Raw genomic sequence first — 25,046 nt, 5'->3', positions numbered from 1 at the left:
GCGGCCTTAAGCAGGAGCCGACATGCCGCGTACGCTCATCAGAAAGAACCCGAGCAACTTCAAGACGCTGCCGCTGTTCGTCGAAGCCACCCCGGAAGGCCTGACCTACCAGAGCGTGGGCATGCCGCTGAATTTCGCCCAGACCCTGCAGCGGCGCAAACCGGTGAGCGTGGCCGATGCCGAGCGTTTTGCGCTGGAACTGGCCAACCTCGGCGTCTCGGTGCGCCTGACCCTGCACTGGCAGAATCGCGATTATTGGGTGCTGGTACGCCAGCGCCGGCAGGATCGCGGCGACGTGGTGCTCAAACTGATTTCCGGCTACGTGCCAGCCCATGAGCTGAATATCCCACTGCACACGGCGATTCAGGAAATCGCCGAGGAGTGCCTGCTGGAAACCCCGGAAGGCTGGCTCGGCGGGCGTTTCAACGACACCTGGCTGCCGGCGCCGTACGCATCGGCGCTGCATTATCGCGAGGCCCTGCCCTTTCGCCTGACGCCGTTGTCCGGCTCGGCGCGGCCGGTGCGCTGCGCCAATCTGCAATTGCTCGAACGGCCACGGGCCTACGTGCACTTGCCGACCGCGTCCCTGCAATTGATCTACGACTTGCGGCTGGACGTGCCCAAGGAGGCAAAATCCCTGAGCCTGTTCCACGTCGACGAGCGTCTGGAGGGAGATCAACTGGTGGCTCGGCTCGACCGCAAGCGCCCCGATCTCTACCTGATGCCGCTCAAGGACGGCGCGCCCTTGGCCGAGCTGTATACCCTCAAGCGCGACAAGCTCCTGCCGGCCAGCACCCGCGGGCTATATCTGGCCGAAAGCTTTGCGACCCAGACGGGCTGGGTCGTGCGTGAAGAGCGGATTCGCTGGAAAGATTGGGTCGTGCAACAGGGCCTGCAACCGGCGAAGCCCCCTCGCGCGGGACTCAAGCAATTGAGTCTGAAGGCGCTGCGTCTGGTTGGTATTGGCAAGAAACGCGCGAGCAAATAGCCGATTAGCGCCGACGATCGATCCAGGTGCGCAAGGTCGCGAAGAAATGGAAATAACGGTTTTCACGCTTGCCCATGCCGCGCTTGGGCGAAAACGACTCTTCGGCAAAAGCGCCGGTGATTCGCACCCGAGAGGCTTGGGTCGGTAGCGTGCAGACTTTGGCACCGGTCTGCTGTAGCGCGTACTTGAGCAAGCGCTCGGAGTGCAGCTTTCTTCCCGTCGCTTTGCAGAATTGGAAAATGCGCTCGATCCGCTTGCCATAGGCGACATAGGTATCGCGCCCGCAAATGGCAAAGCGGTCGTTCAACCCGCCCCACCACTGCCAGTCCGGAATGTAGGCAGAGTGCCTCCGAGCCTCTGGATGATTGAAGACATAGGCGGGCAGCGGGTTGTGGAAGAAAATGTCCGGGCGCACGAACACGACGAAATCGGGATTGAAGGTTTCGATCATGCTGGTCACGGTGTGCAGTGAATTGAGCTGATAGATCAGGTTGCGCAGCGACGCATAGTCATCGGCCCAGGTATCGCCCTGCGCTTTGACCTGCTCGAAATCCCAACGCTCCAGCACCCCGTCAGTCGAAGTCAGGGCCCCGATCATCGATTCGAACGGCTGATAGTTGTCAGCCGCCAACTCGCCTTTTTCGCCTGAGCGCAAGTTCTGTACTTCATCGATTTTGTACAAATGATAGAAGCACTGTACGTCGCTGCCCGCCGGAAACTGCGCCAGAACGTTCTGTTCAATGGAAGGGAAGCAAATCTGCGAATTTCTCGGGATCCCGAAAAAAGCGACGGCAATTTTCAACACTCAACAGCACCTTTTATTTTTGGCGAAAGAGCTTTTGCCACCAGCGACGGGGTTGCAAAGGCACCACAATGACGTCCGACTGCTGCAGCCAGTCGCGCTCGTAATCCCAGGCATGCCCACCCCACAGTTTCCCCGATTCGTTGGAAAACCCCAGGGTCATGAGCTGATAGGAATAACCGGCGTGACCGCGCAACCAGTCTAATACCACCAGCGTATTGAAACCGGTCGAAGGCCCAACGTAGCGCTTGCCGCCCGGACGGTCGACCGGATAGTTCCACAGGGGCGGCAGCGGGATGCGATCCCAATACATGGCCACCCGTGGCAACGGACACATCGGTGCGGCGCAGCCGACCAGCATGGTGAAACAACGCTCGCCCGCATGCTCGAACAACCGTTGCACGTCCGGGCCGTAAGGCAGACCAAAAAAATAGGCGTCCGGCGCGTTATAGCCATGCACGAAGACGTTCAAGCTTTGCTCGTTGAGCAGCGGCGCCTTGATGCAGGTGTTGAAACTGACGACGACGTCATTGGCGCTGATATTCAGTGCCTGAAAATCCGCCGCCGTGATGGCCGGGTTATTCGCGATCAGGACGACCCGGTGCGCGCGGCTCAGGCATTCGCGCAATGGCTCGGGCAACGCGCCCAGCACCGACTGGTTACCGCCGGGGAGCGCATCCAGCGCCATGTGTTCATCCTTCATTCAGACCGGCACCTTCATGCCGAAACGCAGTTTCACCCAGAACCGCGTGAATGCTGACGGCGGCTGCCATGGGCGCATCTCGCGCTGTATTTCAGTGGCGAGGGCCTGGCCGACACGGGCGAAAGAATAGCGACTTTCTGCAAAGGCCTGACCATTGCTGGCGATACGCTGCGACAGCTCCGGATCGCCCTGCAACAGTTTGATCTTTTCCACCGCCTCGTCTTCGCTGCGATAGAACACGGTGTTGTGCATGTCTTCGAAACCGAGCAACTTGTCTTCTTCGCCCTGACTCCAGGCCAGCAGCACACAACCGCAGGCCATGGCTTCGTAATTCTTGATCATGAACTCGTTCATGCCGATGTCGGCGCTGACGAAAATCTTGATGCGATTGAGCGTTTCCAGGTATTCGGAGCCGGAGCGGGTGCGGGTCACCAGCATACCGGTACGCTGCGCCAGCGATTCGAGCAGAGCCTTGCGCTGGGCGTACTCGGTGCTCTTCAGGCTGCCGAGAAAACCGATGGGAATGTCGCGCTCGGACCCGGTGTTGCGCAGCATCTGCTCGTCATAACCCTTGGAGACGAACACCGTGTCGATGCCTTCAGCAAGCATCTTGCGTGCGACCACCGCCCCGGATACCAGCGCCCGGCAACTCGGCAGGCGCCTGTAGAGACGCGAATAAACGCCACGATATTTACTGGCGGGCATGTAGTTCTGGTAGGCGTCGTGTTCGAGAAAGACCAGCCCGGGAATGCACTTGAGCACCCGCAACTGCGGGACCAGGCGCTTGACCCTGGAGAAGATCACGACACGATCAAAGGTCTGGTAATCAACCGAGGCCAAAAAAGGCCCCAGGTTCATCTGTTGCTGTTTGCTGAGTCGATAGATGACGCATTCATCACAGTTCTGCTGCACGATGTCGTAGAGCCGGTCGAGAATGACCCGCTGTTCGTTCATCACCAGGAGCATGACTTTCATAGGTTAAATGACCACACGACGTAAGCAGGCAAGCGCAGCGGATTCAAACCTGCCAACATCAACGGAAACGGTTAGATCCCCAAGGCAAAATCCGTTCACACGCAGTACAAAACGATAAGGATCCATCTATCAACGACTGCGGATTTTTTCGACAATCGCGGTCGTCGAACTGTTTTCCACCAGTCCCAGCACTTTCACGGTGCCGCCATAAGCCGTCACGATGTCGGCGCCGACCACCTGGTCAATCCCATAATCCCCGCCCTTGACCAGCACGTCCGGCTTGACCTCACGCAGCAGGTTTTCTGGCGTGCCTTCAGGGAAACTGATGACCCAGTCCACCGCCCCAAGCCCCGCCAGCACAGCCATGCGCCGGTCGACGCTGTTGATCGGACGGCCAGGCCCCTTGAGGCGGCTGACCGAAGCATCGTCGTTGACCGCGACAATCAAACGATCGCCTTGAGCCCGCGCCTGCTCCAGGTAGGTCACATGACCGGCATGCAGGATGTCGAAGCAGCCATTGGTGAAAACGATTTTTTCGTTGTGTGCACGGGCATCGGCCACCGCGAGCAGCAACTGCTCCAGGCCCAACACACCGCGCTCGGAACCTTCTTCACGCTGAATGGCGCGACGCAGTTCCGGGGCGCTGATCGCCGCCGTACCCAACTTGCCGACCACGATGCCCGCCGCCAGGTTGGCCAGCGCTACCGCGTGCGGCAGTTCTTCGCCAGCGGCAATCGCGGCCGCCAGGGTGGAAATCACCGTGTCGCCGGCACCGGTCACGTCGAACACTTCACGGGCCCGCGCAGGCAAATGCAGCGCCGGATGATCCGGACGCAACAGGGTCATGCCGTGTTCGCCACGGGTGACCAGTAGCGCGCCGAGATCCAGGTCATGCATCAGCGTCGCGCCCTTGGCCACCAGCTCGTGCTCATCGGCGCAACCGCCGACGATGGCTTCGAATTCGCTGAGGTTCGGGGTGATCAGGCTCGCGCCACGGTAGATCGAGAAATCCTTGCCCTTCGGGTCGGCCAGCACCGGAATGCCTTTGGCACGCGCAGCCTGGATCAGCGCCTGATGGTTTTTCAGGGCACCTTTGCCGTAGTCGGACAGCACCAGCACCTTGATGCCTTCCAGCAGGTCGTCGACCTGCGCGCCAAGGGCCAGTGCGTCGGTGGCGAACGGTTCTTCGAAGTCGATACGCAGCAATTGCTGGTGCCGGCTCATGACCCGCAGCTTGACGATGGTCGGCTGGTGCGCGATGCGCTGGAACAAGGCTCGCACGCCCGCACCCTTGAGGCTGTTGCTCAGGCTGTCGGCGGCTTCGTCGTCACCGGTCACACCGACCAGCGACGCCGGCGCACCCAGCGCGGCAATGTTCAAGGCAACGTTGGCGGCACCGCCCGGGCGGTCTTCGATTTGCTCGACTTTAACGACAGGAACCGGCGCCTCAGGGGAAATCCGTGAGGTACCACCATGCCAGTAACGGTCGAGCATGACATCGCCGACCACCAAGACAGGGGCTTGATCGAATCGCGGCATGGACAACTTCATGGAGCAACCCACATACAAAATGAACAGGGGCGCGATATTAACACAGGGTTGGCGAAGGCTTGTGCGGCGGCTGCAACAGGATTAAACCACTGGCCTTTTTGTGCATTTTTTAAGCAAGGAGGCTCTCAACCGACGACAGACCGGTGCAGCGAGAAAAAACGCCGGGCGCATATTGCGCGCCCGGCGTTATCGAGGCCGGATCAGGCGATGTCTTCGGCCGGAGCGTCGAGACCCATGGCGTTGAGACGCGCGTAGTAGCCGTTCTGTGCCAGCAGGTTGTCGTGGGTGCCGCGCTCGACGATCCGGCCCTGGTCCATGACCAGAATCAGGTCGGCCTTCTCGATGGTCGACAGGCGATGAGCGATCACCAGCGTGGTGCGGCCCTTCATCACTTGATCCAGCGCCGCCTGAATGTGTCGCTCGGACTCGGTGTCGAGGGCCGAGGTGGCCTCGTCGAGAATCAGCAACGGCGCGTTCTTGAGCAAGGCACGGGCAATCGCCAGACGCTGGCGCTGGCCGCCGGAAAGCAGCACGCCGTTTTCGCCGACCTGAGTATCCAGGCCTTCAGGCAGCTGAGAAATGAAGTCCATCGCGTAGGCATCACGCGCGGCTTTCTCGATGTCTTCGCGCGGCGCCCCGGCCAGATCGCCATAGGCGATGTTGTTGGCTACGGTGTCGCTGAACAGCGTGACGTGCTGGGTGACCTGGGCAATATGGCGGCGCAGGTTCAGCAGCTTGTACTGTTCGACTTCCACGCCGTCGATCAGGATTTCGCCCTTGTCGTGGTGATAGAAGCGCGGAATCAGGTTGGCCAGGGTCGACTTGCCGCTGCCCGAACGCCCCACCAGCGCCACCATTTGCCCCGGCTCGACCGAGAAACTGATGTCATCGAGCACCTGCCGCTCGGTGCCCGGGTAGGTGAAGCTCAGGTTGCGTACATCGAGGCGACCGCTGACCGAGTCGCGCTCGACCGTGCCGGTATCGACTTCCGGCTCGACGTCCAGTTGCTCGAAAATGCTTTCGGCCCCGGCCACACCTTTCTGGATGGTCGAACTGACTTCGGACAACTGACGGATCGGTTTGGGCAGCAGGCCCGCGAGCGTGATGTAGGCGACCATGTCACCGGCCGATGCGTCGCCGCGAAGGTACAGCACGAGGAACATCAGGATCGCCATGGCGCTGTAGATCACCAGTTGCAGCAGCGGCGTATAGATGGCCCCGGTGCGGGTCATGCGCAACTGCTTGTCGGTATTGCCCTGGCTGGCATCAAGGAAGCGCTTTTCCTCGTAGGCTTCGCCGCCAAAGCTGCGTACCACGCGATAGCCCTGGATGGTTTCCGACGCCACGTGCGTCACGTCGCCCATGGCCAGCTGGATTTTCTTGCTCTGCTTGCGGAATTTCTTGCTCGCGGTACGCACCATGACGGCAATCAGCGGCAGAATCGCAACCATCACCAGCGTCAGCTTCCAGTTCATGAACAGCAGGGAGGCGAACAGGAAGATCACCGTCATGCCTTCACGGATTACGACCTTGATCGCATCTGTTGCCGCCCCCGTGACCATCGTCACGTTGAAGGTGATACGCGAAATCAGATGACCGGAGTTATGCTTGTCGAAATACCGGTTCGGCAGCACCAGCAAGTTGTTGAACAACTGCACCCGCAGATCGTGCACCAGGCCCAGCGAAACCTTGGCCAGGAAATAGTTGCCCAGATAGGATCCCAGCCCCTGCCACGCGGCGATCAGGATGATCAGCAGCGGTACGGCCTGCAACAGTTGCAGATCCCGCAGGTAAGGCACGGTGGGAAACAGCACCGCCTCGGGATTGGACAGACCGTCGACAAAGTACTTGAGGATGTAGCCGAGCATCGGCTGGGTCGAGGCGAAAATCAGAAAACCGACGATGCTGATCAGGAACAGACTGATGTACGGCCGGACGTAGCCGAGCAGGCGGAAGTAGATTTTCAAGCTCGAAGGGCTTGCGGCGGGACTGGAGTCGGTCATATCACGCGAAAGTCGATAAAAAGGACGCTGACTTTAGCACAGCTTCTTCAGGGTTCTGGCAATCGGCCAAAGGCTGTTATTGTTAGCCGTCTTTTTCTGCGTCAAATAGCCATCATCGAAATGGCCGATCAACTTCAGGATTGAATCTCTCAGCATGCAACTTCGCGGCTTCAGCAGTACGTCCAATCGAATTTTCGACTTCATCAGCCTGTGGATACTTCCCGTCGGCTACTTCCTGCTCTTGTGCGCGCTGTTTTTCCTGCCGGGTCGCAGTGTTCATCACAAGCTGTTTTACGGCTTGTTCAGCATTCCGACGCTGATTGCACTGTGCCTGCGCCCGCGGGAACTCAAGGAAATGCTGCGTGAGCCGGTGTTCATTGCGTTGCTGCTGTTTGCCGCCTGGGCACTGCTGAGCCTTTGCTGGGGGCCGCAGGGCGAGCCGATAGGCGGCATGTTCAAACCTCCGCTGCATACCCTGATGCTGTTCGCCGGGTGTTTCCTGCTGGTTCGTTACCGCAGCGACATTCTTTCGCCATTGCTGTTCGGCGCCGCGCTGGTGGCCCTGGTCGCAACGATCAGTTTCCTGATTCCATTCGTGCTCCACTCTGAACCCGGCGAGCGCCTGATCGGTGGTGGCGCGTTCGACAACCCTTTGCTCAGCTCCCATCTGTTCGGATTTTTCTGCGCCTATTGGCTCAGTCTGAGCATGACCTGCAAGAATCGCCGGCTGTACTGGCTCAGCATTCCCGCGATGCTGATCATGTTCATGGCCGTGATCGGAACCGGCTCGCGTACCCCGCTGGTGGCGCTGACCATGGCGGCATTGTGGCTGAGCCTGATTTGCTGGAACCGTCGCTCGCTGGTGCTGCTGGGGACATTGGCGGTCGGCGGCGCAACCATGTCGGTGCTGTTCTCGAAGATGATCATCGAACGCGGTGACTCCTACCGTTTCGAAATCTGGCAGCAAGCCCTGGAAAAAATCGCCGAACACCCATGGATCGGCCACGGCTACAACGCCACACTGGCGATTGACCCGGGTGTCGGTTACAACTTCCAGGAACCCCACAGCTTTGCGCTGGGCGTGCTTTATTACGTCGGCATCCTCGGCATGCTGCCGTGGCTGTTCTTTCAGGCCTGGGGCTTGCTGAGCAGTTGGCGCCAGCGCGTGCAGCCGCTGCTGATCATCGCCTCGACCTGGCTGGTGTTCGGCATCGGTGCCGGGCTGACCGAGGGTGGCGGGATCATTTCGCGCCCCAAGGAGCACTGGTTCCTGCTGTGGATTCCTTTGGCGCTGATTGCAGCCCTGAGCATCAATCAACGGGCCCGACGTCTTTTGACAATGCCGGTACAGAAGCTTTCGGCATCCGCTCTGCAACAGCTCGGCCACGGCGCCCAGGTCATCGAGGAAGACGGACTCGGGCCGAAGGTCCTGCGCCTGGCCGATGGCAGCTTTCTCAAGCTGTTTCGCCGCCGCCGCTGGTACACCTCGGGCAGTTTCAATCCGTATTCCGAGCGGTTTGCCGTCAACAGCGAGCAATTGCGCCGAATGGGCATTCCCACGCCCCAGGTGCTGAACCTGTATCGCCTCGACGACGGCAGCAGCGCCGTGCATTACACGCCGCTGCCGGGCCACACCCTGCGCCAGGTCTTGCAGGGAATCACCGCGCCAGCCGTGCGACAGGCGCTGGTGGAACGTTTCGGCAAATTCATGGCCGGCCTGCATGAGCAAGGCGTGTATTTCCGCTCGCTGCACCTGGGCAATGTGCTGGTGCTGGAGGATGGCGAGTTCGGGCTGATCGATCTGGCCGACCTGCGGATCTACCCTTCGCCCCTCAGCCTGTCACTGCGTCAGCGTAATCTGCGCCACATGCAACGCTACACCGTCGACAAGCGCTGGCTGTTCGAGGATCACCTCGAGGCGCTGCTCCAGGGGTACGCCGTAACAGCGTCGAAATCCGCCGTAGAGAATCTGCACAGGCAAGTGCTGGCCGGCAACGCGCCGGCTCGGGTTCATTGATGATTCAGACCAGTCCGTTCATTACGCTGGCCGCCTCTGCCGGCCATCGTCACCGCCGCTGTTTCTGCTGTCGCTGTTTTTCGTGATCGTGGCTTCTGACAACACTTTGTTCGGTGCCTTGAAACCACGCAGCATCCGCTGGCTGAGGGAAATCAGCTACAGCACCTATCTGCTCCATGGCTTCGTGCAAGCAACTGGCGGAAAAAGTCGCTCGCCGAGTGCGAGCGACAACGACCTCAGTCTTTTTCCAGCGGCAAAAACAGTAACCGGCCCAGCCCGCGCCAGGTCTTCTTGTTCCAGGCCTTGAAAGGAATCTGCGCCAGCAGCTCCCGCGCCAGTTTGCGGTCGCGGTTGGCGGTCTTCAGAAACATCGAATTGAGCGACTTGTAGCGCACTTCGTCGTACAGCGGATGATCGCTGAACCGCGCGTAGGTGCGCAGGATGTTTTCGATCATGAAACGGTGGTTCTTGTAGGAGTTGGTGGCGTGCTTGCGATAGCGCGCCATCACCACGTTCAACCCATCGATGAAGTACCCGGCGCGGGTCACTTTCAGTTCGATGTACAGATCCTCCAGACGAATCGTCGGATCGAACCCGCCCACCTTGTCCAGTGCTTCGCGGCGGATCATCAGGGTCGGCGCCGGCGGGTACGGCTTGCGCTCCAGAAACATGTCATCGAAATCCAGGCGCCGGAACGGCACGTCCCGGCGCTGACGCTTCTCCGGATAGAGATTGCCGTCGGCATCCATCAACTCGATGTTGCCGGCGCAGATGCCCACTTCCGGCTTGCCGTCCATGTAGGCGACCTGTGTCGCGATCCGGTCCGGGTACATGATGTCGTCGGAACCGAACGGCACGATCAGGCTGCCCTTGGCCCGCGCGATCGCGCCATTGAGCGTATTGGTCAGGCCCTGGTTCTGCTGCACCCGGAAATCGAAGCCGTGCTTTTCCTGCAAGGCCTTGATGCGCTCGACGCTGTCGTCCTTCGAACCGTCGTCGATCACCAGCAGCTCGATGTTCCGGTAGCTCTGGTTGATGACGCTGAGGATGCTTTCCTCGATGTACGGCCCATGGTTATAGGACGCGATGATAACGGTGACGAGGGGTTGCGCATCGCTCATCGCTGCTGACTCGCTCATGGCTCTTTCTTCGCTCATGGCTGTTCCTTGCGGGCCTGCTCCAGGCCGGAGTCGATCAGGTTCAGGTATTCCTGGCGGAAGACCTCGATGTCGTGCTGTTCCTGCAAGTAGCGGTAAGCCTGCTCGCCCTTGGCCTTGAGCTCGACATCCGACAGCGCGAGGTAGGTGTCCAGTGCCGCCACCAGGCTCGGCACGTCCTTGGGCGTGATCGACAGGCCACCGGCACCTTCGATCAGCGGCAGCATGGCCGGCACGTTCGAGGCGATCACCGGCAGGTGCCCGCTCATGCCTTCCAGCAAGGCCAGACCGAGACCTTCGGCCAGCGACGGCATGGTCCAGATATCGAACGCGCGCACGTATTGCAGTGCGTTTTCCTTGAAGCCCAGCAAATGCGCCCGGCCAGTCAGGCCCAACTGTTCGATCTCGGCCGCCAGCGGCGCCTGCAGGCGTCCGGCACCGATGATTGCCAGTTGGGTGTTCGGGTATTTGTCTTTGAGTTGGGCGAAAGCCTGCAACAGGTAAGTGTGGCCCTTGACCGACACCAGCCGCCCCAGTGCCCCGATCAGGCGCACCGCCGGGTCGATCCCCAGCATTTCGCGCGCGCGTTCGCGGCTGTGCTGCAACCACTCGGCCTGCTCGATGTCGATGGCGTTGGTGATCGCGTACGTGTTCTGGTCAGTGAAACCGCAATCGCAGTCCAGCAGGTACTGTTTGACCGCCGGCGACACGCCGACGAAACGCCAGTGCCGATCAATCAGGCGCTGAGTCTGGCGACGACGGTAGAAGCGGTCGTACTCGCCGAAGCCGTGGGAAATACCGATGCACAACGGTACCTTCAACCAGCGGTTGAGCGTCAGCATCATGTTCACCGGTTTGAAGCGGTTGCAGATCACCACGTCGAATTTTTCCCGGCGGCAGAACTTGTACAGCTGCCACATCGCCCGCAGGCGCATGCCCTTGAGGGACTTGTCGGAAAACTCGAAATACACCGAACGGTCGGCACGGCTGACCGCCTCGCCCGGTCCGGGTTTGCCGCGCAGGAAGGCGGCGGTCACTTCGTAACGGTCGGTCGGCAGCGCCTTGACGATCTGTTCGGCGAGATCGGCGAAATCATGGGATTTGACGTTGTAATCGGGCTGCAGCTGCAGCACCTTTGCGCGTTGACTCATACCTCTCCCCGGTGCGATGCCGTCGCCCCTGTTTCGCTCTGCTTCAGTACCCAGAACAACTCCTGGCGTCTGATTGCTTTGCGGAAAAATTCGTTCTCGCCATAAACCGACGGACGCCGACCGGCCAGCAGTCGCTGAAACAACCGGCGCAGGCGACGCTTGAACGGGGCCGGTGGCTGCAGGTCATGCATCATGCCCAGCGCCATGGCCTTGTCCCGCTGCAGTTCGAGCGACAGCGGCAGGCACAGCGGCTGCATCGCGAGGGTCGCATCGAACGTCGGCGGCAGGGCAATGCCCTGCCCGCTGTCGCCCATCGGCCATCGGTCGTTGTCGTGCAAGTGGTTGGCGTAACCGAGCAGCGTCGGTTGGTAATCGAGACCGCGCAAGGCTTCCAGCACCGCCTCTTGGGCGCAGATGTGATCGGGATGCGGATCCAGTGTCGGGTGCGGCAGCACAATCACATCCGGGCGCGCGCGCGACAGCACGTCACGCAGGTCGGCCAGCAGATTGTTCCAGGTCGGTGCGCCGTCGGCATCGCCGGGCAAGGCAAACGGATTCAACTGACGGAACATTCGCGTGTCGCTCAGATCCGCTTCCCGCGAACCAATGGGCTGATTCGGCGCAGCCTGCATCGCCGCCAGTTGCAGGCAGAAATACCCGAGCTGCACGCAATGTTCCTGCGGCACACCGGCCCAGCGCGGTACGGCCAGGCTGTCCCAGGCACGCAAGCGGCCCTTGAGCCGCGCCGCCTCGACCTTGTTCAGGCCCATCTGTTGATAGTGTTCGGCTTCGATCTCGCCAGCGGTCAGGGTCACGATCCAGGCTTCTTTGGCCTGGCTGTAGAGACCGTAGGCGGCCAGCTCGGCATCGTCGGCGTGCGGGGCGATCACCATCACCCGCTGCTGGCGGTAGTCCGGTTGCTCCAGCGCCCACAGCAGCGGCTCGCCGGACACCCGGCAAAAGCGCCCGCGCAGACGCAAGTGGCCTTGCGACAGCGCCTGCGCCTGTCCACTGAGGTTCAGATAACGCAGACCGTTGACGCCGCGCTCGAACGTCTGCACGTCGGGATGGGGGCCACCGGCCAACTCGACCCGAGGATCAAAGAAGCGTCCCAGGAAGCTGCTTTTAACCTTCACGGCGAGGATCAGCGTAGCGTCGTCCACCAGCATCACGCCCTCGTCAAGGCGCAATTGCTCACCGCTCAAATGCACTTTTGGCTGCGGGGTGAACGGCGGAAAACTGTATTGGTAATCGTCTTTCGGCGAATAGAACAGGTGATCGGCGAACCACGCCTCATGGGCAATCCAGCCAATGACCGCCAGCACCAGCGGCAGCCACCAGGCCACCAGCAAGCCAAGGGCGATCAACACGACCAGTGCGATCAGCAGGCCGATTCGTTTATTGCGCCGGTGACGCTTGAGCAGTTGCTGTTTGCGGCTCATGGGTTGACTCATACAGTGAAGACCGGCACAGGATTGCACCAGCGATCCTTGTATTCACGGTCGGCGCGACCGAAGGAAAAGCGCAGCGGCTTGTTCAGGGCCCGGGCATGTTCCCAGGCAGATTGCGTATTGAGGAAACTCAGAACGCTGCCAGGGCTGAACTCGCGGGTTTCAGGGTCGACGCCGCCGTTGATGTACTCGACGCTGATCCACTCCGGGGCTTCGACGCGGTACACCAGTTGGATGGCGATCGGCGCGTCGTTGAGGAAGATCACCGAGCCGATCAACAACTCGCGCAGCAGTCCGATGACTTCGGCCATGCACGCCGCACCTGTGGCCGGGAAACCCCAGCGGCGCTGGAACAGGTCGCAGTAGATCGCCGCCAGTTCGGCACTGGAGAAGTCGCTGACCGGCCGCACCACGCCGCCCGCCTCTTCCAGCAGGCGCAGTTCACGGCGCTGGTTGTAGCGAAACTTCTTCGACAGTTCTTCGGGCGTACGGGCCATGGCCAGTTGCTCGGTCTGCAACTTGAGGCCGCTGAAGCGGTTTTCGTTGAGCGCCGACAGGTAGCGCCCACGATGGCGCAGCGGGGCCTGGGCATCGGCGGCGGCCGGCAGGATCAGCTCGGCGTTGCCCAGGTCGAAGAGGCCTTTCTTGCCGTTGCGCTTGAGCACGTCCTTGGACAAGGCCAGGTCGCGGCCCCAGGTCGGGATCGCGGCTTTGACTTCGCCCTGTTGCTCCCAGGCCAGATAACGCACGGGGATGCCCGCCAGATTCGCCAGACGCTCGACCACCATGGGATGAGTCGCGACGCTGCCGCCAAAACGCTGCCAGGCCTGTGCATAAGTTGAGGCGTCAACGGGCGACCAGCCACGTTCGCGCCAGCCTTGAAATCGGTTGAGCATCAGCCCCTCGGTGCCAGATCGATAACTTGCGGCAAATGCCAGAAGGTGTCGCGTACGGCGCGGTCGGAGAAGCGCTCGCGCAGGCGGTCGAACATCATCTCGGCGCACTGACGACGCTGCTGCTCGTCCATGCCGGCCAGATGTTTCAGGCCTTGGGCCAGATGCTCGGCGTCGCCCAGCGGAAACAGGATCCCGACGCCTTCGACCACTTCCTTCGCCCCGCCGCACGCCGTGGCCAGCAACGGCACGCCGGCGGCCATGGCCTCCAGCAGCACCATGCCAAACGGCTCATTGTCGGAACTCAGGGCAAACACATCGAACGCCCTGAAGTAATTGCGCGCGTCCGGCACCTGGCCCAGAAACAGCACCCGATCCCCGACGCCCAGCTCACGGGCAAGTGTCTTGAGTTCATCCTCAAGCCGCCCCTCGCCGAGAATCACCAGTTGGCTGTTGGCCGGCAGACCGGGCAGCGCCGCGGCAAAACCGTGCAGCAACGTGGCCTGATCCTTGTCCGGGTGCAGACGACCGACATTGCCGACAATGAAGGCATCCGCCGACAGACCAAGGGTTTCGCGGGCTTCACGGGCGGAAACCTGACTCATCTGCAACGCGGAGATATCGATGCGGTTGTAGAGGGTCTGGATGCGCGCTGCCGGCCATTTCGGCAGGCAACGGCGCATGTCGTCGCGCACCGCATCGGACACGCCGAGCAGGCTCAGACGCTTGCGGAAAATGTGCGCAAAGAGCTTGCGCGTGCCGCGTTGGTAATCGCCAAACGCGTGATGCACGCCAATCACCGGCAGGGAAGTACCGAGCAAGGCGATGTAGATCGGCTTGAAGCGATGGGCGATGCAGAAACTGAAATTGCGGGAAGCGGCGATCTTGCGCAGATCGCCGATGGCGCCCAGCTTCAGGCCACGAATGGCCTTGGAGCTGTATTCCATGAACAACACTTCATCGGAGGCGCAGGCTGCGGCCACCTCGCTATCGGCGGCCCCGGTCAGAAAGACCGTGGTCACCCGATAACCGGTACCCGCGAACAGGCTGGCGTACTGCCGCGCGCAGTCCAGAAACGGCCCGTCATAGCCGTGGGAGAACTGCAGCACATGGCGTTCAGCCGAGCGTGTCATAAGCGTTTGCGCCTTCTTTGACCACCAGGATGTCTTCCATGATCAGGTACTGCAGATCCGAGCCGAAAAACATGTTCAGTGCGTCGGTCGGCGAGCAGATCATCGGTTCGCCACGGCGGTTGAGCGAGGTGTTCAGGGACACGCCGTTGCCGGTCAGCACTTCCAGCGCCTTCATCATGTCATAGTAGCGCGGGTTGTATTCGCGCTTGAGCACCTGGGCCCGGGACGTGCCGTCTTCGTGGACGACTTCCGGCACGCGGGTTTTCCACTCTTCCGCCACTTCGAAGGTGAAGGTCATGAACGGCGCCGGGTGATCGATCTTGATCATCTGTGGCGCAACGGTGTCGAGCATCGACGGGCAGAAAGGCCTCCAGCGCTCGCGGAACTTGATCTGGTGGTTGATGCGGTCAGCCACGCCAGCCACGCTCGGGCAACCGATGATCGAACGACCGCCCAGCGCGCGCGGACCGAACTCCATGCGGCCCTGGAACCAGGCCACCGGGTTGCCATCGACCATGATTTTGGCGATCTGCTCCGGCATGTTGTCGAGCTTGCGCCAGGTCGGCTTGTTCTCGTGACGGGCACATGCGGCGATCACGTCTTCGTTGCTGTACGACGGGCCGAGGTAGACGTGTTCCATCTTCTCGACCGGCACGCCACGGGCGTTGGACACATAGGCCGCTGCGCCGACTGCGGTGCCGGCATCGCCGGAGGCAGGCTGCACGAACAGTTCCTTGACGTCGTCGCGGGCGATGATTTTCTGGTTGAGCTTGACGTTCAACGCACAGCCACCGGCATAGGCCAGCTTGCCGGTTTCCTTAAGCACGTCGCCCAGATAGTAGTCGATCATCTGCAGCGCGATTTTTTCGAACAGCGCCTGAATGCTGGCGGCGTAGTGGATGTACGGCTCATCGGCGATGTCGCCTTCGCGCTTCGGACCCAGCCACTCGATCAGCTTCGGCGAGAAGTAGTAACCCTTGCCCTTCTCTTTATAGCGACGCAGGCCGATCACGTTGGCGTAGTCGGTGTTGATCACCAGCTCGCCGTTTTCGAATGAAGCCAGGCGCGAGAAATCGTATTTGCTGGCGTCGCCGTACGGCGCCATGCCCATGACCTTGAACTCGCCGTCGAGCATGTCGAAACCGAGGAACTCGGTGATCGCGCCGTACAGGCCGCCGAGGGAGTCCGGATCGAAGAATTCCTTGATCTTGTGGATCTTGCCGTTCTCGCCATAACCGAAGAAGGTCGTGGCGTACTCGCCCTTGCCGTCGATGCCGAGGATCGCGGTTTTCTCTTTGAAACCCGAGCAGTGATAGGCGCTGGAAGCGTGGGCCAGGTGGTGTTCAACCGGCTCGATCTTGATTTTCTTCGGATCGAAGCCCAGTTGCTCCAGGCACCAGACGATCTTGTTGCGATAGCGCTTGTAGCGACGGTTGCCCATCAGGATCGCGTCGAGTGCACGGTCCGGGGCGTACCAGTAACGCTTGGCGTACTGCCAGCGGGCCTTGCCGAAAATGCTGATCGGAGCGAACGGAATCGCGACCACGTCAACGTCGGACGGCTTGATGCCTGCCTGCTCCAGGCAGAACTTCGCCGATTCGTAGGGCATGCGGTTCTTTGCATGTTTATCGCGCACGAAGCGCTCTTCCTCGGCCGCCGCGACCAGCTTGCCGTCGATGTACAAGGCTGCTGAAGGATCATGGCTAAGGGCGCCGGACAGGCCAAGAATCGTCAATGCCACAGGGGTCTAGCCTCTTTAGTCTGCATTCAGGCGCGATGCGCCTTGAAAAATGATGTGCCCTCGCACCGGGCGAGAGACAGCTAAAGGGCGGGATTATAGCTTAAAAGCGCCGACAAACCTCTAGCGGAACTGGCCGGCCGGTGCGTTGACACTCGAGTGGCATCGACATAGACTCCAGCACAAATGGACTGGGAGATCCCGGTCGGCGCTAATGCCTCGGTGAGATCATCGGGGCTTTTCGCTTTCTGGGGATGGGAAAATCTTCAAACCCCAATTCTCGAAACCCTCTCCAACTTTGCTCCGCCCCCCGCTGCAATAGAACTTGCGCTTGAGCACGTCAAAAGCACGGTTTCCCTGACCCGCCCTCAACACGCTCATGCCAATGGGCCTCGCAACAAGATCGGCTAGCTGCAGGCCGGTGGAATTCACCTGTTTGGTTGCAAAAACGATGTCAAACGGCAGTTGAATACCCCATCGATTCGCCCCACCACACATCCTGCGAAATTCCAACTCAAGCTCGTTATCCTCTCGCTTTCCTCGGCGCTCGAAAATCACATGCGTCTGTGCCCCTTGTTGATTCTTCTCCTGCAAAAACTCATAGAGCGTTTCCAGACAAAAGCCGAGAGCGATGTGATATGGATTGTGTCCCGTGCCTTGTTTTTCACGAAGGGAAGCCTTGTCTACGACGCAACTGATCAGAACGAAGTTGCTGGCTTCAATGATGCAAGTCAGCTCCTCAAGAAAAGCATTCTTGTGCTTTCTGGACATGAAGAGGCCAGAAAACGCTCCTTTTTCTTTACGAATTTCGAGCTCATGCAGACCGATCAGATCGTGTCCCATATGGGCAAACTTGAATTTCTGTAGAGCAGGAATGACTTTCTCGCAGTAATGCCTCTTATGAAAGACACAAAACGCGAGCACGAAGACTGGATAGTTGGGATCCAGTGTCTGCATCCCATGATCACCACTCTCATCGACATAAACGATGACATCGCTGTATTCACTGGTTGGGGGCAAGGTAATTACCCCCGGCTTGATCGCCAATAAACACTGATATTCCCGTCCACCGCCTGGCGATAGATCGTGTACGGCAGAAAAGCCGTGTCGAAGACGCCGGACAGGGTCAGGTCGAGCAGGACGACCGGCACCAGAATGCCAGTAGGGTCGGGCGGCGCGTGCAGCAGGCAGAAATCATGGGCGAGCCCGCTGTAGATGCGCGGAATCGACTGACAGTAGGTCTTCTGTTTGCGCAGGCCGCGCGTGGCATCTTCATCGTCCTGCAACACCGTGACGGCGGTGCCGCAGCCGGACAGTGCCAGGGAAAATGCGCCGATCGTGATAGCGTTTTTGATGGTCAAGATTTGCCCTCCGGGAACGTCGGGGCAAACTAACATCGGGGTTTTGCGAGGGGCAGTTCATGGGTTCCGGGAAGGCCGTAGGACAAGTCACAAGGATTTGTCGCCACATGCCTCACCCGGATCCAACTGCAGAAACGTCTTACGCGCTGGCGAAAATAATCACGCAGTGCCCGCTACATCCCTGGGTAAACGCTGATCAATCACCTGATACAGCGCACTGCTTTCAGGCCAGTTGCGCATGAACCGCGCACGGTCCCGGGCATAAGCCGGGGCGAAGCTGCCCACCGAGCCGTGCTGACACATCGAGTCCAGATCGATCAGCGCCCAGCGGTCTTCCTGCCAGAACAGGTTGTGCCCTTTGAAGTCGCCATGGCTGATGCGTTCGGCGATCAGCCGTGCAAACAGCCGGTCCAGTGCCTGCAACTCGTTTTCCGGCGCCGCGCCGCTTTCGACATAAGGCGCAAAGCGCTCGATGATGTCCGGCCCGGCCAGGTACTCGGTGATCAGATAAGCCTTGCTGCGCAACCAGAAAAACCGGGTTTCCAGCACCGCCAGCGGTTTTGGCGTGGCGATGCCGAGGAACGCCAGACGATTGCCTTCGCGCCAGGAGTGCCAGGCACGGCTCGGACGCCAGAAGCGCTTGAGCCAATGGGCAAAATTCTTGATGTTGTAGCGTTTGATCACCAGCGCACGCCCCGCGACCTCGACCTTGCCGACACTGGCCGCGCCGCCGGTCTTGTACAGGTGACCCTGATCGAGCAAGGCATCGGCCTGCTCCAGCACCGGCAGCATCGCGGACTCTTCCTCGCGGCGAATCGACCGCAGAGCAAATGCACCACGCTTGACGCTGAACAGCGTGCATTCACGACCGACCTTGATCAGGTAATCCTTCAAGCGCCAGGCGCGCACCTTGTCGATCTGTTTTTGCAGGGCTTCCAGCGGCAATGCGTGCTCGCTGTTGCTCAGCAGGTAATACACCAGCAATTCTTCGGTGAACGGCTCGAGCGATTTGGGCAACTGGGCGAAAAACACCCCGAGGTTTTCCAGCACTTTTTGCCGGGACAATGGCTGGCCGGCAGTTTCCACACGGATACCGGCGCCGTCGATCAGATAAAGTTGGCCGCCGTGGCGCAGCAGGTTGTCCAGGTGCAGGTCTTCCTGCCACAGGCCTTTGCCGTGCAATTGACCGATGGCGCCGAGCGCTTCGGCCAGCACCGCCGATTGTTCGTCGGCCAGCACCGGCAGGGATTCGACCTTGCTCCAGGCATCGCCCAGACTCTCGGCGCCTTCAAGGAACTCGAACAGCAACCAGCCGCCTTCGCCATCCTTCAGACCATCAGCCAGCAGCAACGGCGTGGTCATGCCCTGGGCGGCGAGCAGTTTCACCCCTTCCAGCTCACGCTGAAAATGTCGCGCTGCCTTGTTGCCGACCAGTAACTTGGCCAGCACCGGACGCCCGCGCCACACACCGGCACCGACATAACGCTGCCCCGGCAACACGCGCAACAGACTCAACAATTGCAAGTCCGCAGGACCGGCCGCATCGGCGAGGGCTACCGACAGTGGCAGTGGCGGGGTTCGCCCGACACCGGTCAGCTCGGACAGCTGCATCAGCGGGTCTCCTTGTGACTACGTCGTGCGGTCAGCCGGGCGAGCCAGCTGTCGAGCAGCGAGCTGTCGGCGGGCTGATCGAGGTAAGCCGCCAGCAACTCACGCAATTGCGCGTCGCTCCACTCCGGTGCGCGGCGTTGCAGCGGCTCCAGGTCCTTGATCCGGTCACGCATGCCGAACAATAACGGTCGGGTTTTTTCCAGGTCGATCAGTTGCGCCTGGTACTCGTCACCGTTGGCCCGCAGAAAAATGTGCTTGGGATAGAAACAGCCGTGCACCTGGCGTACGCCGTGCAGATGCCGAGCCAGCAGCCCGCAGGCCTTGAGGATCGCCGTTTGTTGCGTTGCACCGAGTTGCGACCAGCGCGCCAGCAGCGACTCAAGGTCGCTCCAGCCATCCAGCGCGCGCGTCAGCAGGATCGCGCGGATTTCGCCGTCGACTTTGCGCTCACCGAAAAAAGCCGCTTGCAGCGCAGGAATGCCGAGTTTGCGATATCGGCTGATATTGCGAAATTCGCGGGCGAAACTGGGCTCGCCGAACGGCGCATGCAAGGTGCGGGTCAGGTAATTGCTCTGGCGCTTGAGGTAGTAACCCTGGCCTTCCAGCTCCAGACGAAACACGCTGCTCCAGCCGCCACGGGCGGTGTTGGGTTCATCTACAGCCTCAAGCTGCTTGGCCCACAGGGCGTCAAAAGTACCTAGACCGTGGCGCTCAAGCAGTGCACGGTCTTCTTCGGCGAGAAAATCAGTCATTCACGTCCCTCGAAAAATCTCACCACGTGGCGAATCCGTTGCTTGTCGGCGGCATTCAGCCGGTCACGCTGGCGGTATTGCAGGTAGAAGCGCAGGCGCTGGGTGTTCGACAGGTGATACTTGGCCACCTTGTCGAGGCAGGCCAGATCCTTGGTGATCCGGTACTTGAGCCAGAAACCGCGCCAGAAATCGCCGTTTGGGCAGTCGATCAGATACAACTGCGCCTGATCGTCGATCAGCAGGTTGCGCCACTTCAGATCGTTATGGGTAAAGCGGTGGTCGTGCATCACACGCGTATAACCGGCCAGTTGCCGGCTGACGCCGTCGACCCAAGCACGATCCCTGAGCTTGGGATCGTTGCGTTCGGCCAGTGCCGACAGGTCTTCGGTGCGCGGCAGTTCACGGGTGATCATCGCCCCGCGATCGTAGGCCATGCCGTTGCGCTCCAGACCCCACGCCACCACTTCGGCGGTGGGAATGCCCCACTTGGCGAAGCGCTTGAGGTTCTGCCATTCCATCTTCACCCGGGGCTTGCCCAGATAACGCCGCAGGCCCTTGCCGGCACCGCTGTAGCGCTTGACGTAATAGTTGACGCCGTTGAGCTGCACGCGAATGACTTCGGACAAGGGATCGCGGGTCAGGCGCTCGCCCTGAAGGGCGAATACCGCTTCGAGGCTACCGAAATACTGCGCAAGTTCACTGTACTGAGGCTCCAGATTCCAACCCGCCATCAGAGCGCATCCCCGTAACGTTGCTTGCGCGCGTAGAGCTTGTTGGCCTTGCCTTCGAGCCAGCTCAGCAACGGCGCTTCTTCAGCCAGGATCTGGCGCAGCGGTTGCTGGAAGTAGCCTTTGAGGAAGCGCAATTTGTCGCGGCGGGTCAGGCCGATGTCCAGCGCTGAGAAGTACAGCGCCGCCAGATCCTTGTTACGCCAGCGCTGGGTGATCGCCGCACGGGTCTGGGCACGGTGCAGGTCGATCACCGAGAGTTTGAAATCTTCCGGGGTGACCGGTTTGTCGGTGTGCAGCAGAAAGTGGCAGATGTAGCAGTCGCGGTGGTTGACCCCGGCGCGGTGCATCATGCCGGTCATGCGCGCGACCTCGGCGATCAGCGCTCGCTTGAGTCTTGGCTGCGGCGGTTGCTTGACCCAGTCGATGCTGAAGTCTTCGAGGCTGATGGTCGGCGCCAGCTCTTCGGTGACGATGAACGAATGCTGATCCGCCGGGTTGCTCCCCTTCTCGCCGTACGCGACGGCGGTCATGGTCGGCACGCCGACTTCCTGCAAGCGCTGGATGGCTTTCCATTCCTGGCCCGCGCCGAGCACCGGCAGCTTGGCAGTCAGCAGGTTCTTGAAGATCTCGCCCCAACCGATACCGCGGTGAATCTTGACGAAAAAGCCATTGCCGTCGACTTCCGTGCGCAACGTCCGGCGGGCTTCCAGCTCGCGGTACACCTCGCCCTGCAAGCCCTCGACCTCGGCGAACGGGTCGCGTCCGGCCCACAGGCTCTTGAACGGTTCAGCCAGCATCAACTTCATTTAAGCGTGCTCCGCCAGAATCACATCGGCCGCGTGCTGCGGCATGCTGTAGAGGTCGGCCGTCTCGGCGAAGGCCAGACCGTTGCGGCTCCAGGCCGCCCGCGCAGCGTCGTCGTTCAACATGTCGGTCAGGTATTGCGTCAGTTGCGCCTGATCGAACGGTTCGTCCAGCACTCGCCCGGCGTCGGCCTCGGCGATGTAATGGGCATAACCGCAGACCGCGCTGACCAGTACCGGCAACCCGGCGACCAGCGCTTCAAGCAGCACCGTACCGGTGTTTTCGTTGTACGCCGGGTGGATCAACAGGTCGGCGCCGAGCAGGAAACGCGGGATATCGCTGCGCCCCTTGAGGAACGTCACGTTGTCGCCCAGGCCCAGCGTCGCACTCTGCATCTGGAACAATTTGGGGTCATCCTGGCCGATTACAAACAGCCGGGTGCGTTTCTTCAGCTCGGCGGGCAGTGCGGCCAGCGCTTTCAGGCTGCGATCGACGCCCTTGGTCTTGAATCCGGAGCCGATCTGCACCAGCAGCAGTTCGTCGTCCTTCAGATTGAATTCGGCGCGGAAACCGGCGCGAATCCGGTCGGCATCCGCCGGACGGCGACGATCCTGGGCGATGCCCGGCGGCAGCAGGTGGAAGCGCTCCAGCGGTGTGTCGTAATACTTGATGAACAGCGGCTGCTGCACTTCGGAAATCATCAGCACTTCGGTCTTCGCATCCTTGGCGAACACCGCGCGCTCGTATTCGGCGAAGTGGCGGTAGCGGCCCCAGCGGCGATACAGCGAATGGCGCAGGTTCTGCGCCTTGTCTTCGAAGCAGCCGTCGGCGGCGTAGTAGACGTCCAGCCCCGGCATCTTGTTGAAGCCGATCAGGCGATCCACCGGACGCTTGGCCAGGTCCGCCTCCATCCACGCGCTGAGCTTTTCGTTGCGCCGATGATTGAAGAACGCCTTGACCGGCGCCACCAGCACTTCGAAACCGGGCGGCACGTCGCCTTCCCAGATCAGGGTGTAGACGCGGATCTGGTGCCCGCGCTTCTGGCATTCGAGGGCGATGCGCATGAAATCGCGCTGCAAACCGCCGAACGGGAAATATTTGTACAGGACAAAAGCCAATTGCATCAGCGCAGCTCCTCAGCCATCAACAACGTGCTCAGTCGGCTGGCAACACGCTCGGGATTCAGACGCGTGAAGCACAGGGGCCACTCGCGTTTCAGGTCAAACTGACGGGCATCCTGCGCGGTCGGTTGATACGTACATTTCTTTTGCAGGCACGGCGCGCACGGGAAATCGCTGCCGAGGTGAATCTGCAGCTTGCCGTAGGCGCCGGTCAGGCCCGGATTGGTCGGGCCGAACAGGGAAATCGTCGGCACATCCAAAGCGGCGGCGAGGTGACCGAGACCGGTGTCCACCGCGACGCAGGCCTGGGCGCCGGCCAATACCTTGCCGACCCCGGCCAGGTTCAGCTTCGGCAACACTTCGGCGTGTTTGAAACCGGCGGCGATGCGCTCGGCCCGGGCCTTCTCCAGCGGATTGCCCCACGGCAGCTTGATCCCGACGCCGAGGTAGCCGACCCGTTCGGTGAGCTCGCGCCAGTAGGCTTCCGGCCAGTGCTTGGTGTCCCAGGTGGTGCCGTGGAGGAACACCACGTAGGCATTCTTGCGTGGCAATTCGACCAGACGCTCGACGTTGAGGCCGTAATCGCCCAGGCCTTTGGGCAAGTCGTAACCCAAAGCAATGGCGAACAACTGGCGCACACGTTCGACGGCGTGCTGCCCACGGGCCACCGCCAGTTTGCGGTCATAAAAACGCGCGGCGATCGGTTCGCGGGCCGAGCCCTTGTCGAGACCGGCCACCGGGGCTTTGACATAGCGGGTCAGCCAGGCGCTTTTCAGCAGGCCCTGAGCGTCGATCACCAGGTCATATTTGTTCGCCCGAACGGATTGCTTGAAGCGCTTCCACTCGCCGCTGGAGATGGTTTTCCAGATGTTTTTGCGCCAGCGGCGGATCGCCACCGGAATCACTTTGCCTACAGCCGGGTGCCAGGTCGGAATCTCGGCGAAGCCTTCTTCCACCACCCAGTCGAACTTGATCCCGGGAATCGCCCGGGCGGCGTCGGTCAGCGCCGGCAACGCGTGAATCACGTCGCCCAGCGATGAAGTCTTGATCAGCAATACCCGCAAGTTAATGAACCTCGACCACAGAGCCCTGCAAACGCTGCAAGGCATCGTTGACCGCGTCCGGCATCAGCTGCCGCAGGCAGTTGTAATGGCCGAAACGGCAGGTGCGATCAAAGCAAGGGCTGCAATCGAGGCCCAGGCGGACGATTTCCACATGCTCGGCCAACGGCGGAGTGAAACCCGGCGAGGTCGACCCGTAGACCGCCACCAACGGGCGATTCAACGCGGCAGCCACGTGCATCAGACCGGAATCGTTGGAGACCACCGAGTCGGCGCAGGACATCAGGTCGATGGCCTCGGCCAGCGAGGTGCCGCCGCTGAGGTTCACGGACTCTTCGCGCAGGCCCGGAATCAGCCGCGCGCGAATGTCTTCACCGACCGCGTGATCGTTCTTCGAACCGAACAGCCAGACCTGCCAGCCTTCGCGAATCCGCGCCTCGGCGACCTTGGCGTAATGCTCGGACGGCCAGCGCTTGGCTTCACCGAATTCGGCGCCGGGGCACAGCACCAATACCGGACGATCGAGGGTCAGGCCGAACTTCGCCAATGCAGCCTCGCGGGTGACCGGGTCGATTTGCAGACTCGGGCGCGGATAAGGTTTCGGCAGCTCGGCGTTCGGCTCATAGGCCAGCGCCATGAAACGCTCGATCATCAGTGGATAACGTTCTTTATCCAGCGTGCGCACGTCATTGAGCAGGCCGTAGCGGAATTCGCCGCGCCAGCCGGTGCGTTTCGGGATGCCGGCGAAGAACGGCACCAGCGCCGACTTCAACGAGTTCGGCAGCAGGATCGCCTGGTCGTACTGGCCGGCCAGGGATTTGCCGATCCGCCGACGGGTCGCCAGCTCCAGCGCGCCGTGGCCGAGCGGGAAGCTCAAGGCCTTGCGCACTTCGGGCATGCGTTCGAGGATCGGCCGGCTCCACTCCGGGGCCAGCACGTCGATTTCGCACTGCGGGTGGCGCTGCTTGAGACACTGAAACAGTGTCTGCGCCATCACCATGTCACCGACCCAACTGGGCCCAACGATCAGAATATTCATGTGG

At 61.0% G+C, this 25,046-nt stretch carries 22 protein-coding genes and 1 pseudogene; 3 read left to right on the top strand and 20 right to left on the bottom strand.

Features of this window, described 5'->3' with window-relative positions; translation table 11 throughout:
- Positions 1 to 22 precede the first annotated feature (22 nt).
- Positions 23 to 988: a hypothetical protein gene (locus CAF76_RS18950; protein WP_064593054.1), complete on the top strand. Its 966-nt coding sequence runs from the start codon at positions 23 to 25 to the stop codon at positions 986 to 988.
- A 4-nt stretch (positions 989 to 992) separates the two neighbouring features.
- On the opposite strand, the gene CAF76_RS18945 is transcribed toward CAF76_RS18950, so the two are convergent.
- From CAF76_RS18945 to msbA, 5 genes are all read right to left on the bottom strand, one after another.
- Positions 993 to 1,793 (bottom strand): hypothetical protein, encoded by an 801-nt coding sequence (locus tag CAF76_RS18945; protein WP_085648056.1) that lies wholly within the window; start codon positions 1,791 to 1,793, stop codon positions 993 to 995.
- A gap of 13 nt (positions 1,794 to 1,806) precedes the next feature.
- Positions 1,807 to 2,478 (bottom strand): hypothetical protein, encoded by a 672-nt coding sequence (locus CAF76_RS18940; RefSeq protein ID WP_236188600.1) that lies wholly within the window; start codon positions 2,476 to 2,478, stop codon positions 1,807 to 1,809.
- 15 nt (positions 2,479 to 2,493) lie between these two features.
- Entirely contained in the window at positions 2,494 to 3,468 is a 975-nt protein-coding gene (locus CAF76_RS18935) for a glycosyltransferase (RefSeq protein ID WP_064593047.1), read from the bottom strand.
- A gap of 129 nt (positions 3,469 to 3,597) precedes the next feature.
- A complete protein-coding gene (hldE, locus tag CAF76_RS18930) occupies positions 3,598 to 5,019 on the bottom strand; it encodes a bifunctional D-glycero-beta-D-manno-heptose-7-phosphate kinase/D-glycero-beta-D-manno-heptose 1-phosphate adenylyltransferase HldE (RefSeq protein WP_064593041.1) in 1,422 nt (473 codons plus the stop codon).
- Positions 5,020 to 5,219: 200 nt separating this feature from the next.
- Positions 5,220 to 7,022 (bottom strand): lipid A export permease/ATP-binding protein MsbA, encoded by a 1,803-nt coding sequence (gene msbA / locus CAF76_RS18925; protein ID WP_064593039.1) that lies wholly within the window; start codon positions 7,020 to 7,022, stop codon positions 5,220 to 5,222.
- A 154-nt stretch (positions 7,023 to 7,176) separates the two neighbouring features.
- Between msbA and CAF76_RS18920 the strand changes: the two genes are divergently transcribed.
- Together CAF76_RS18920 and CAF76_RS28870 are read left to right on the top strand one after the other, a co-directional pair.
- Entirely contained in the window at positions 7,177 to 9,039 is a 1,863-nt protein-coding gene (locus CAF76_RS18920) for a bifunctional O-antigen ligase/aminoglycoside phosphotransferase family protein (protein ID WP_085648055.1), read from the top strand.
- Positions 9,040 to 9,097: 58 nt separating this feature from the next.
- A pseudogene (locus CAF76_RS28870) lies at positions 9,098 to 9,226 on the top strand (acyltransferase); the annotation flags it as partial.
- 49 nt (positions 9,227 to 9,275) lie between these two features.
- Here the strand turns inward: CAF76_RS28870 and CAF76_RS18910 are convergent.
- From CAF76_RS18910 to waaF, 15 genes are all read right to left on the bottom strand, one after another.
- Positions 9,276 to 10,160, bottom strand: coding sequence for a glycosyltransferase (locus CAF76_RS18910; protein ID WP_064600654.1), 885 nt, complete (start codon positions 10,158 to 10,160; stop codon positions 9,276 to 9,278).
- A 32-nt stretch (positions 10,161 to 10,192) separates the two neighbouring features.
- Entirely contained in the window at positions 10,193 to 11,347 is a 1,155-nt protein-coding gene (locus CAF76_RS18905) for a glycosyltransferase (RefSeq protein ID WP_085648054.1), read from the bottom strand.
- Complete coding sequence (locus tag CAF76_RS18900; protein WP_085648053.1) at positions 11,344 to 12,789, bottom strand: PIG-L family deacetylase; 1,446 nt, start codon at positions 12,787 to 12,789, stop codon at positions 11,344 to 11,346. Before CAF76_RS18900 ends, CAF76_RS18905 begins: the two co-directional genes overlap by 4 nt.
- Before the next feature lie 8 nt (positions 12,790 to 12,797).
- Entirely contained in the window at positions 12,798 to 13,694 is an 897-nt protein-coding gene (locus CAF76_RS18895) for an antimicrobial resistance protein Mig-14 (protein ID WP_085648052.1), read from the bottom strand.
- Positions 13,694 to 14,824 (bottom strand): glycosyltransferase, encoded by a 1,131-nt coding sequence (locus CAF76_RS18890; RefSeq protein ID WP_064593022.1) that lies wholly within the window; start codon positions 14,822 to 14,824, stop codon positions 13,694 to 13,696. The genes CAF76_RS18895 and CAF76_RS18890 overlap by 1 nt, the downstream gene beginning before the upstream one ends.
- A complete protein-coding gene (locus tag CAF76_RS18885) occupies positions 14,808 to 16,565 on the bottom strand; it encodes a carbamoyltransferase (protein WP_007952261.1) in 1,758 nt (585 codons plus the stop codon). The genes CAF76_RS18890 and CAF76_RS18885 overlap by 17 nt, the downstream gene beginning before the upstream one ends.
- Positions 16,566 to 16,790: 225 nt before the next feature.
- Positions 16,791 to 17,609, bottom strand: a complete 819-nt coding sequence (locus tag CAF76_RS18880; protein ID WP_064593020.1) for a DUF3800 domain-containing protein — start codon at positions 17,607 to 17,609, stop codon at positions 16,791 to 16,793.
- A complete protein-coding gene (locus tag CAF76_RS18875) occupies positions 17,588 to 17,923 on the bottom strand; it encodes a YceK/YidQ family lipoprotein (protein WP_064593018.1) in 336 nt (111 codons plus the stop codon). Before CAF76_RS18875 ends, CAF76_RS18880 begins: the two co-directional genes overlap by 22 nt.
- Before the next feature lie 159 nt (positions 17,924 to 18,082).
- Entirely contained in the window at positions 18,083 to 19,534 is a 1,452-nt protein-coding gene (locus CAF76_RS18870; RefSeq protein WP_085611098.1) for a lipopolysaccharide kinase InaA family protein, read from the bottom strand.
- A complete protein-coding gene (locus CAF76_RS18865) occupies positions 19,534 to 20,286 on the bottom strand; it encodes a lipopolysaccharide kinase InaA family protein (RefSeq protein ID WP_064593014.1) in 753 nt (250 codons plus the stop codon). Before CAF76_RS18865 ends, CAF76_RS18870 begins: the two co-directional genes overlap by 1 nt.
- On the bottom strand, positions 20,283 to 21,017 hold the full coding sequence (locus CAF76_RS18860) for a lipopolysaccharide kinase InaA family protein (protein WP_085648051.1): 735 nt from the start codon (positions 21,015 to 21,017) through the stop codon (positions 20,283 to 20,285). Before CAF76_RS18860 ends, CAF76_RS18865 begins: the two co-directional genes overlap by 4 nt.
- Entirely contained in the window at positions 21,017 to 21,823 is an 807-nt protein-coding gene (gene rfaP, locus CAF76_RS18855) for a lipopolysaccharide core heptose(I) kinase RfaP (protein WP_064593004.1), read from the bottom strand. The genes CAF76_RS18860 and rfaP overlap by 1 nt, the downstream gene beginning before the upstream one ends.
- Positions 21,824 to 22,945, bottom strand: a complete 1,122-nt coding sequence (locus tag CAF76_RS18850; protein ID WP_064593003.1) for a glycosyltransferase family 4 protein — start codon at positions 22,943 to 22,945, stop codon at positions 21,824 to 21,826.
- On the bottom strand, positions 22,945 to 24,006 hold the full coding sequence (gene waaC / locus CAF76_RS18845; protein ID WP_064593001.1) for a lipopolysaccharide heptosyltransferase I: 1,062 nt from the start codon (positions 24,004 to 24,006) through the stop codon (positions 22,945 to 22,947). The genes CAF76_RS18850 and waaC overlap by 1 nt, the downstream gene beginning before the upstream one ends.
- A gap of 1 nt (position 24,007) precedes the next feature.
- Positions 24,008 to 25,042, bottom strand: a complete 1,035-nt coding sequence (waaF, locus tag CAF76_RS18840) for a lipopolysaccharide heptosyltransferase II (RefSeq protein WP_039766536.1) — start codon at positions 25,040 to 25,042, stop codon at positions 24,008 to 24,010.
- Between the last annotated feature and the right edge of the window lie 4 nt (positions 25,043 to 25,046).

The sequence above is a fragment of the Pseudomonas sp. B40(2017) genome, from assembly GCF_002112855.1.
Classification (GTDB): domain Bacteria; phylum Pseudomonadota; class Gammaproteobacteria; order Pseudomonadales; family Pseudomonadaceae; genus Aquipseudomonas; species Aquipseudomonas pharyngis.
The sequence above is the reverse complement of the archived record's forward strand: the minus strand, read 5'-3'. Positions and strand labels throughout refer to the sequence as shown.

Bases quoted from the DNA above. Each gene is read 5' to 3' on its own strand.
- CAF76_RS18950 (WP_064593054.1), top strand. From the start codon at position 23: ATGCCGCGTACGCTCATCAGAAAGAACCCGAGCAACTTCAAGACGCTG.
- CAF76_RS18940 (WP_236188600.1), bottom strand. From the start codon at position 2,478: ATGGCGCTGGATGCGCTCCCCGGCGGTAACCAGTCGGTGCTGGGCGCG.
- CAF76_RS18935 (WP_064593047.1), bottom strand. From the start codon at position 3,468: ATGAAAGTCATGCTCCTGGTGATGAACGAACAGCGGGTCATTCTCGAC.
- hldE (WP_064593041.1), bottom strand. From the start codon at position 5,019: ATGAAGTTGTCCATGCCGCGATTCGATCAAGCCCCTGTCTTGGTGGTC.
- msbA (WP_064593039.1), bottom strand. From the start codon at position 7,022: ATGACCGACTCCAGTCCCGCCGCAAGCCCTTCGAGCTTGAAAATCTAC.
- CAF76_RS18920 (WP_085648055.1), top strand. From the start codon at position 7,177: ATGCAACTTCGCGGCTTCAGCAGTACGTCCAATCGAATTTTCGACTTC.
- CAF76_RS18910 (WP_064600654.1), bottom strand. From the start codon at position 10,160: ATGAGCGATGCGCAACCCCTCGTCACCGTTATCATCGCGTCCTATAAC.
- CAF76_RS18905 (WP_085648054.1), bottom strand. From the start codon at position 11,347: ATGAGTCAACGCGCAAAGGTGCTGCAGCTGCAGCCCGATTACAACGTC.
- CAF76_RS18900 (WP_085648053.1), bottom strand. From the start codon at position 12,789: ATGAGCCGCAAACAGCAACTGCTCAAGCGTCACCGGCGCAATAAACGA.
- CAF76_RS18895 (WP_085648052.1), bottom strand. From the start codon at position 13,694: ATGCTCAACCGATTTCAAGGCTGGCGCGAACGTGGCTGGTCGCCCGTT.
- CAF76_RS18890 (WP_064593022.1), bottom strand. From the start codon at position 14,824: ATGACACGCTCGGCTGAACGCCATGTGCTGCAGTTCTCCCACGGCTAT.
- CAF76_RS18870 (WP_085611098.1), bottom strand. From the start codon at position 19,534: ATGCAGCTGTCCGAGCTGACCGGTGTCGGGCGAACCCCGCCACTGCCA.
- CAF76_RS18865 (WP_064593014.1), bottom strand. From the start codon at position 20,286: ATGACTGATTTTCTCGCCGAAGAAGACCGTGCACTGCTTGAGCGCCAC.
- CAF76_RS18860 (WP_085648051.1), bottom strand. From the start codon at position 21,017: ATGGCGGGTTGGAATCTGGAGCCTCAGTACAGTGAACTTGCGCAGTAT.
- rfaP (WP_064593004.1), bottom strand. From the start codon at position 21,823: ATGAAGTTGATGCTGGCTGAACCGTTCAAGAGCCTGTGGGCCGGACGC.
- CAF76_RS18850 (WP_064593003.1), bottom strand. From the start codon at position 22,945: ATGCAATTGGCTTTTGTCCTGTACAAATATTTCCCGTTCGGCGGTTTG.
- waaF (WP_039766536.1), bottom strand. From the start codon at position 25,042: ATGAATATTCTGATCGTTGGGCCCAGTTGGGTCGGTGACATGGTGATG.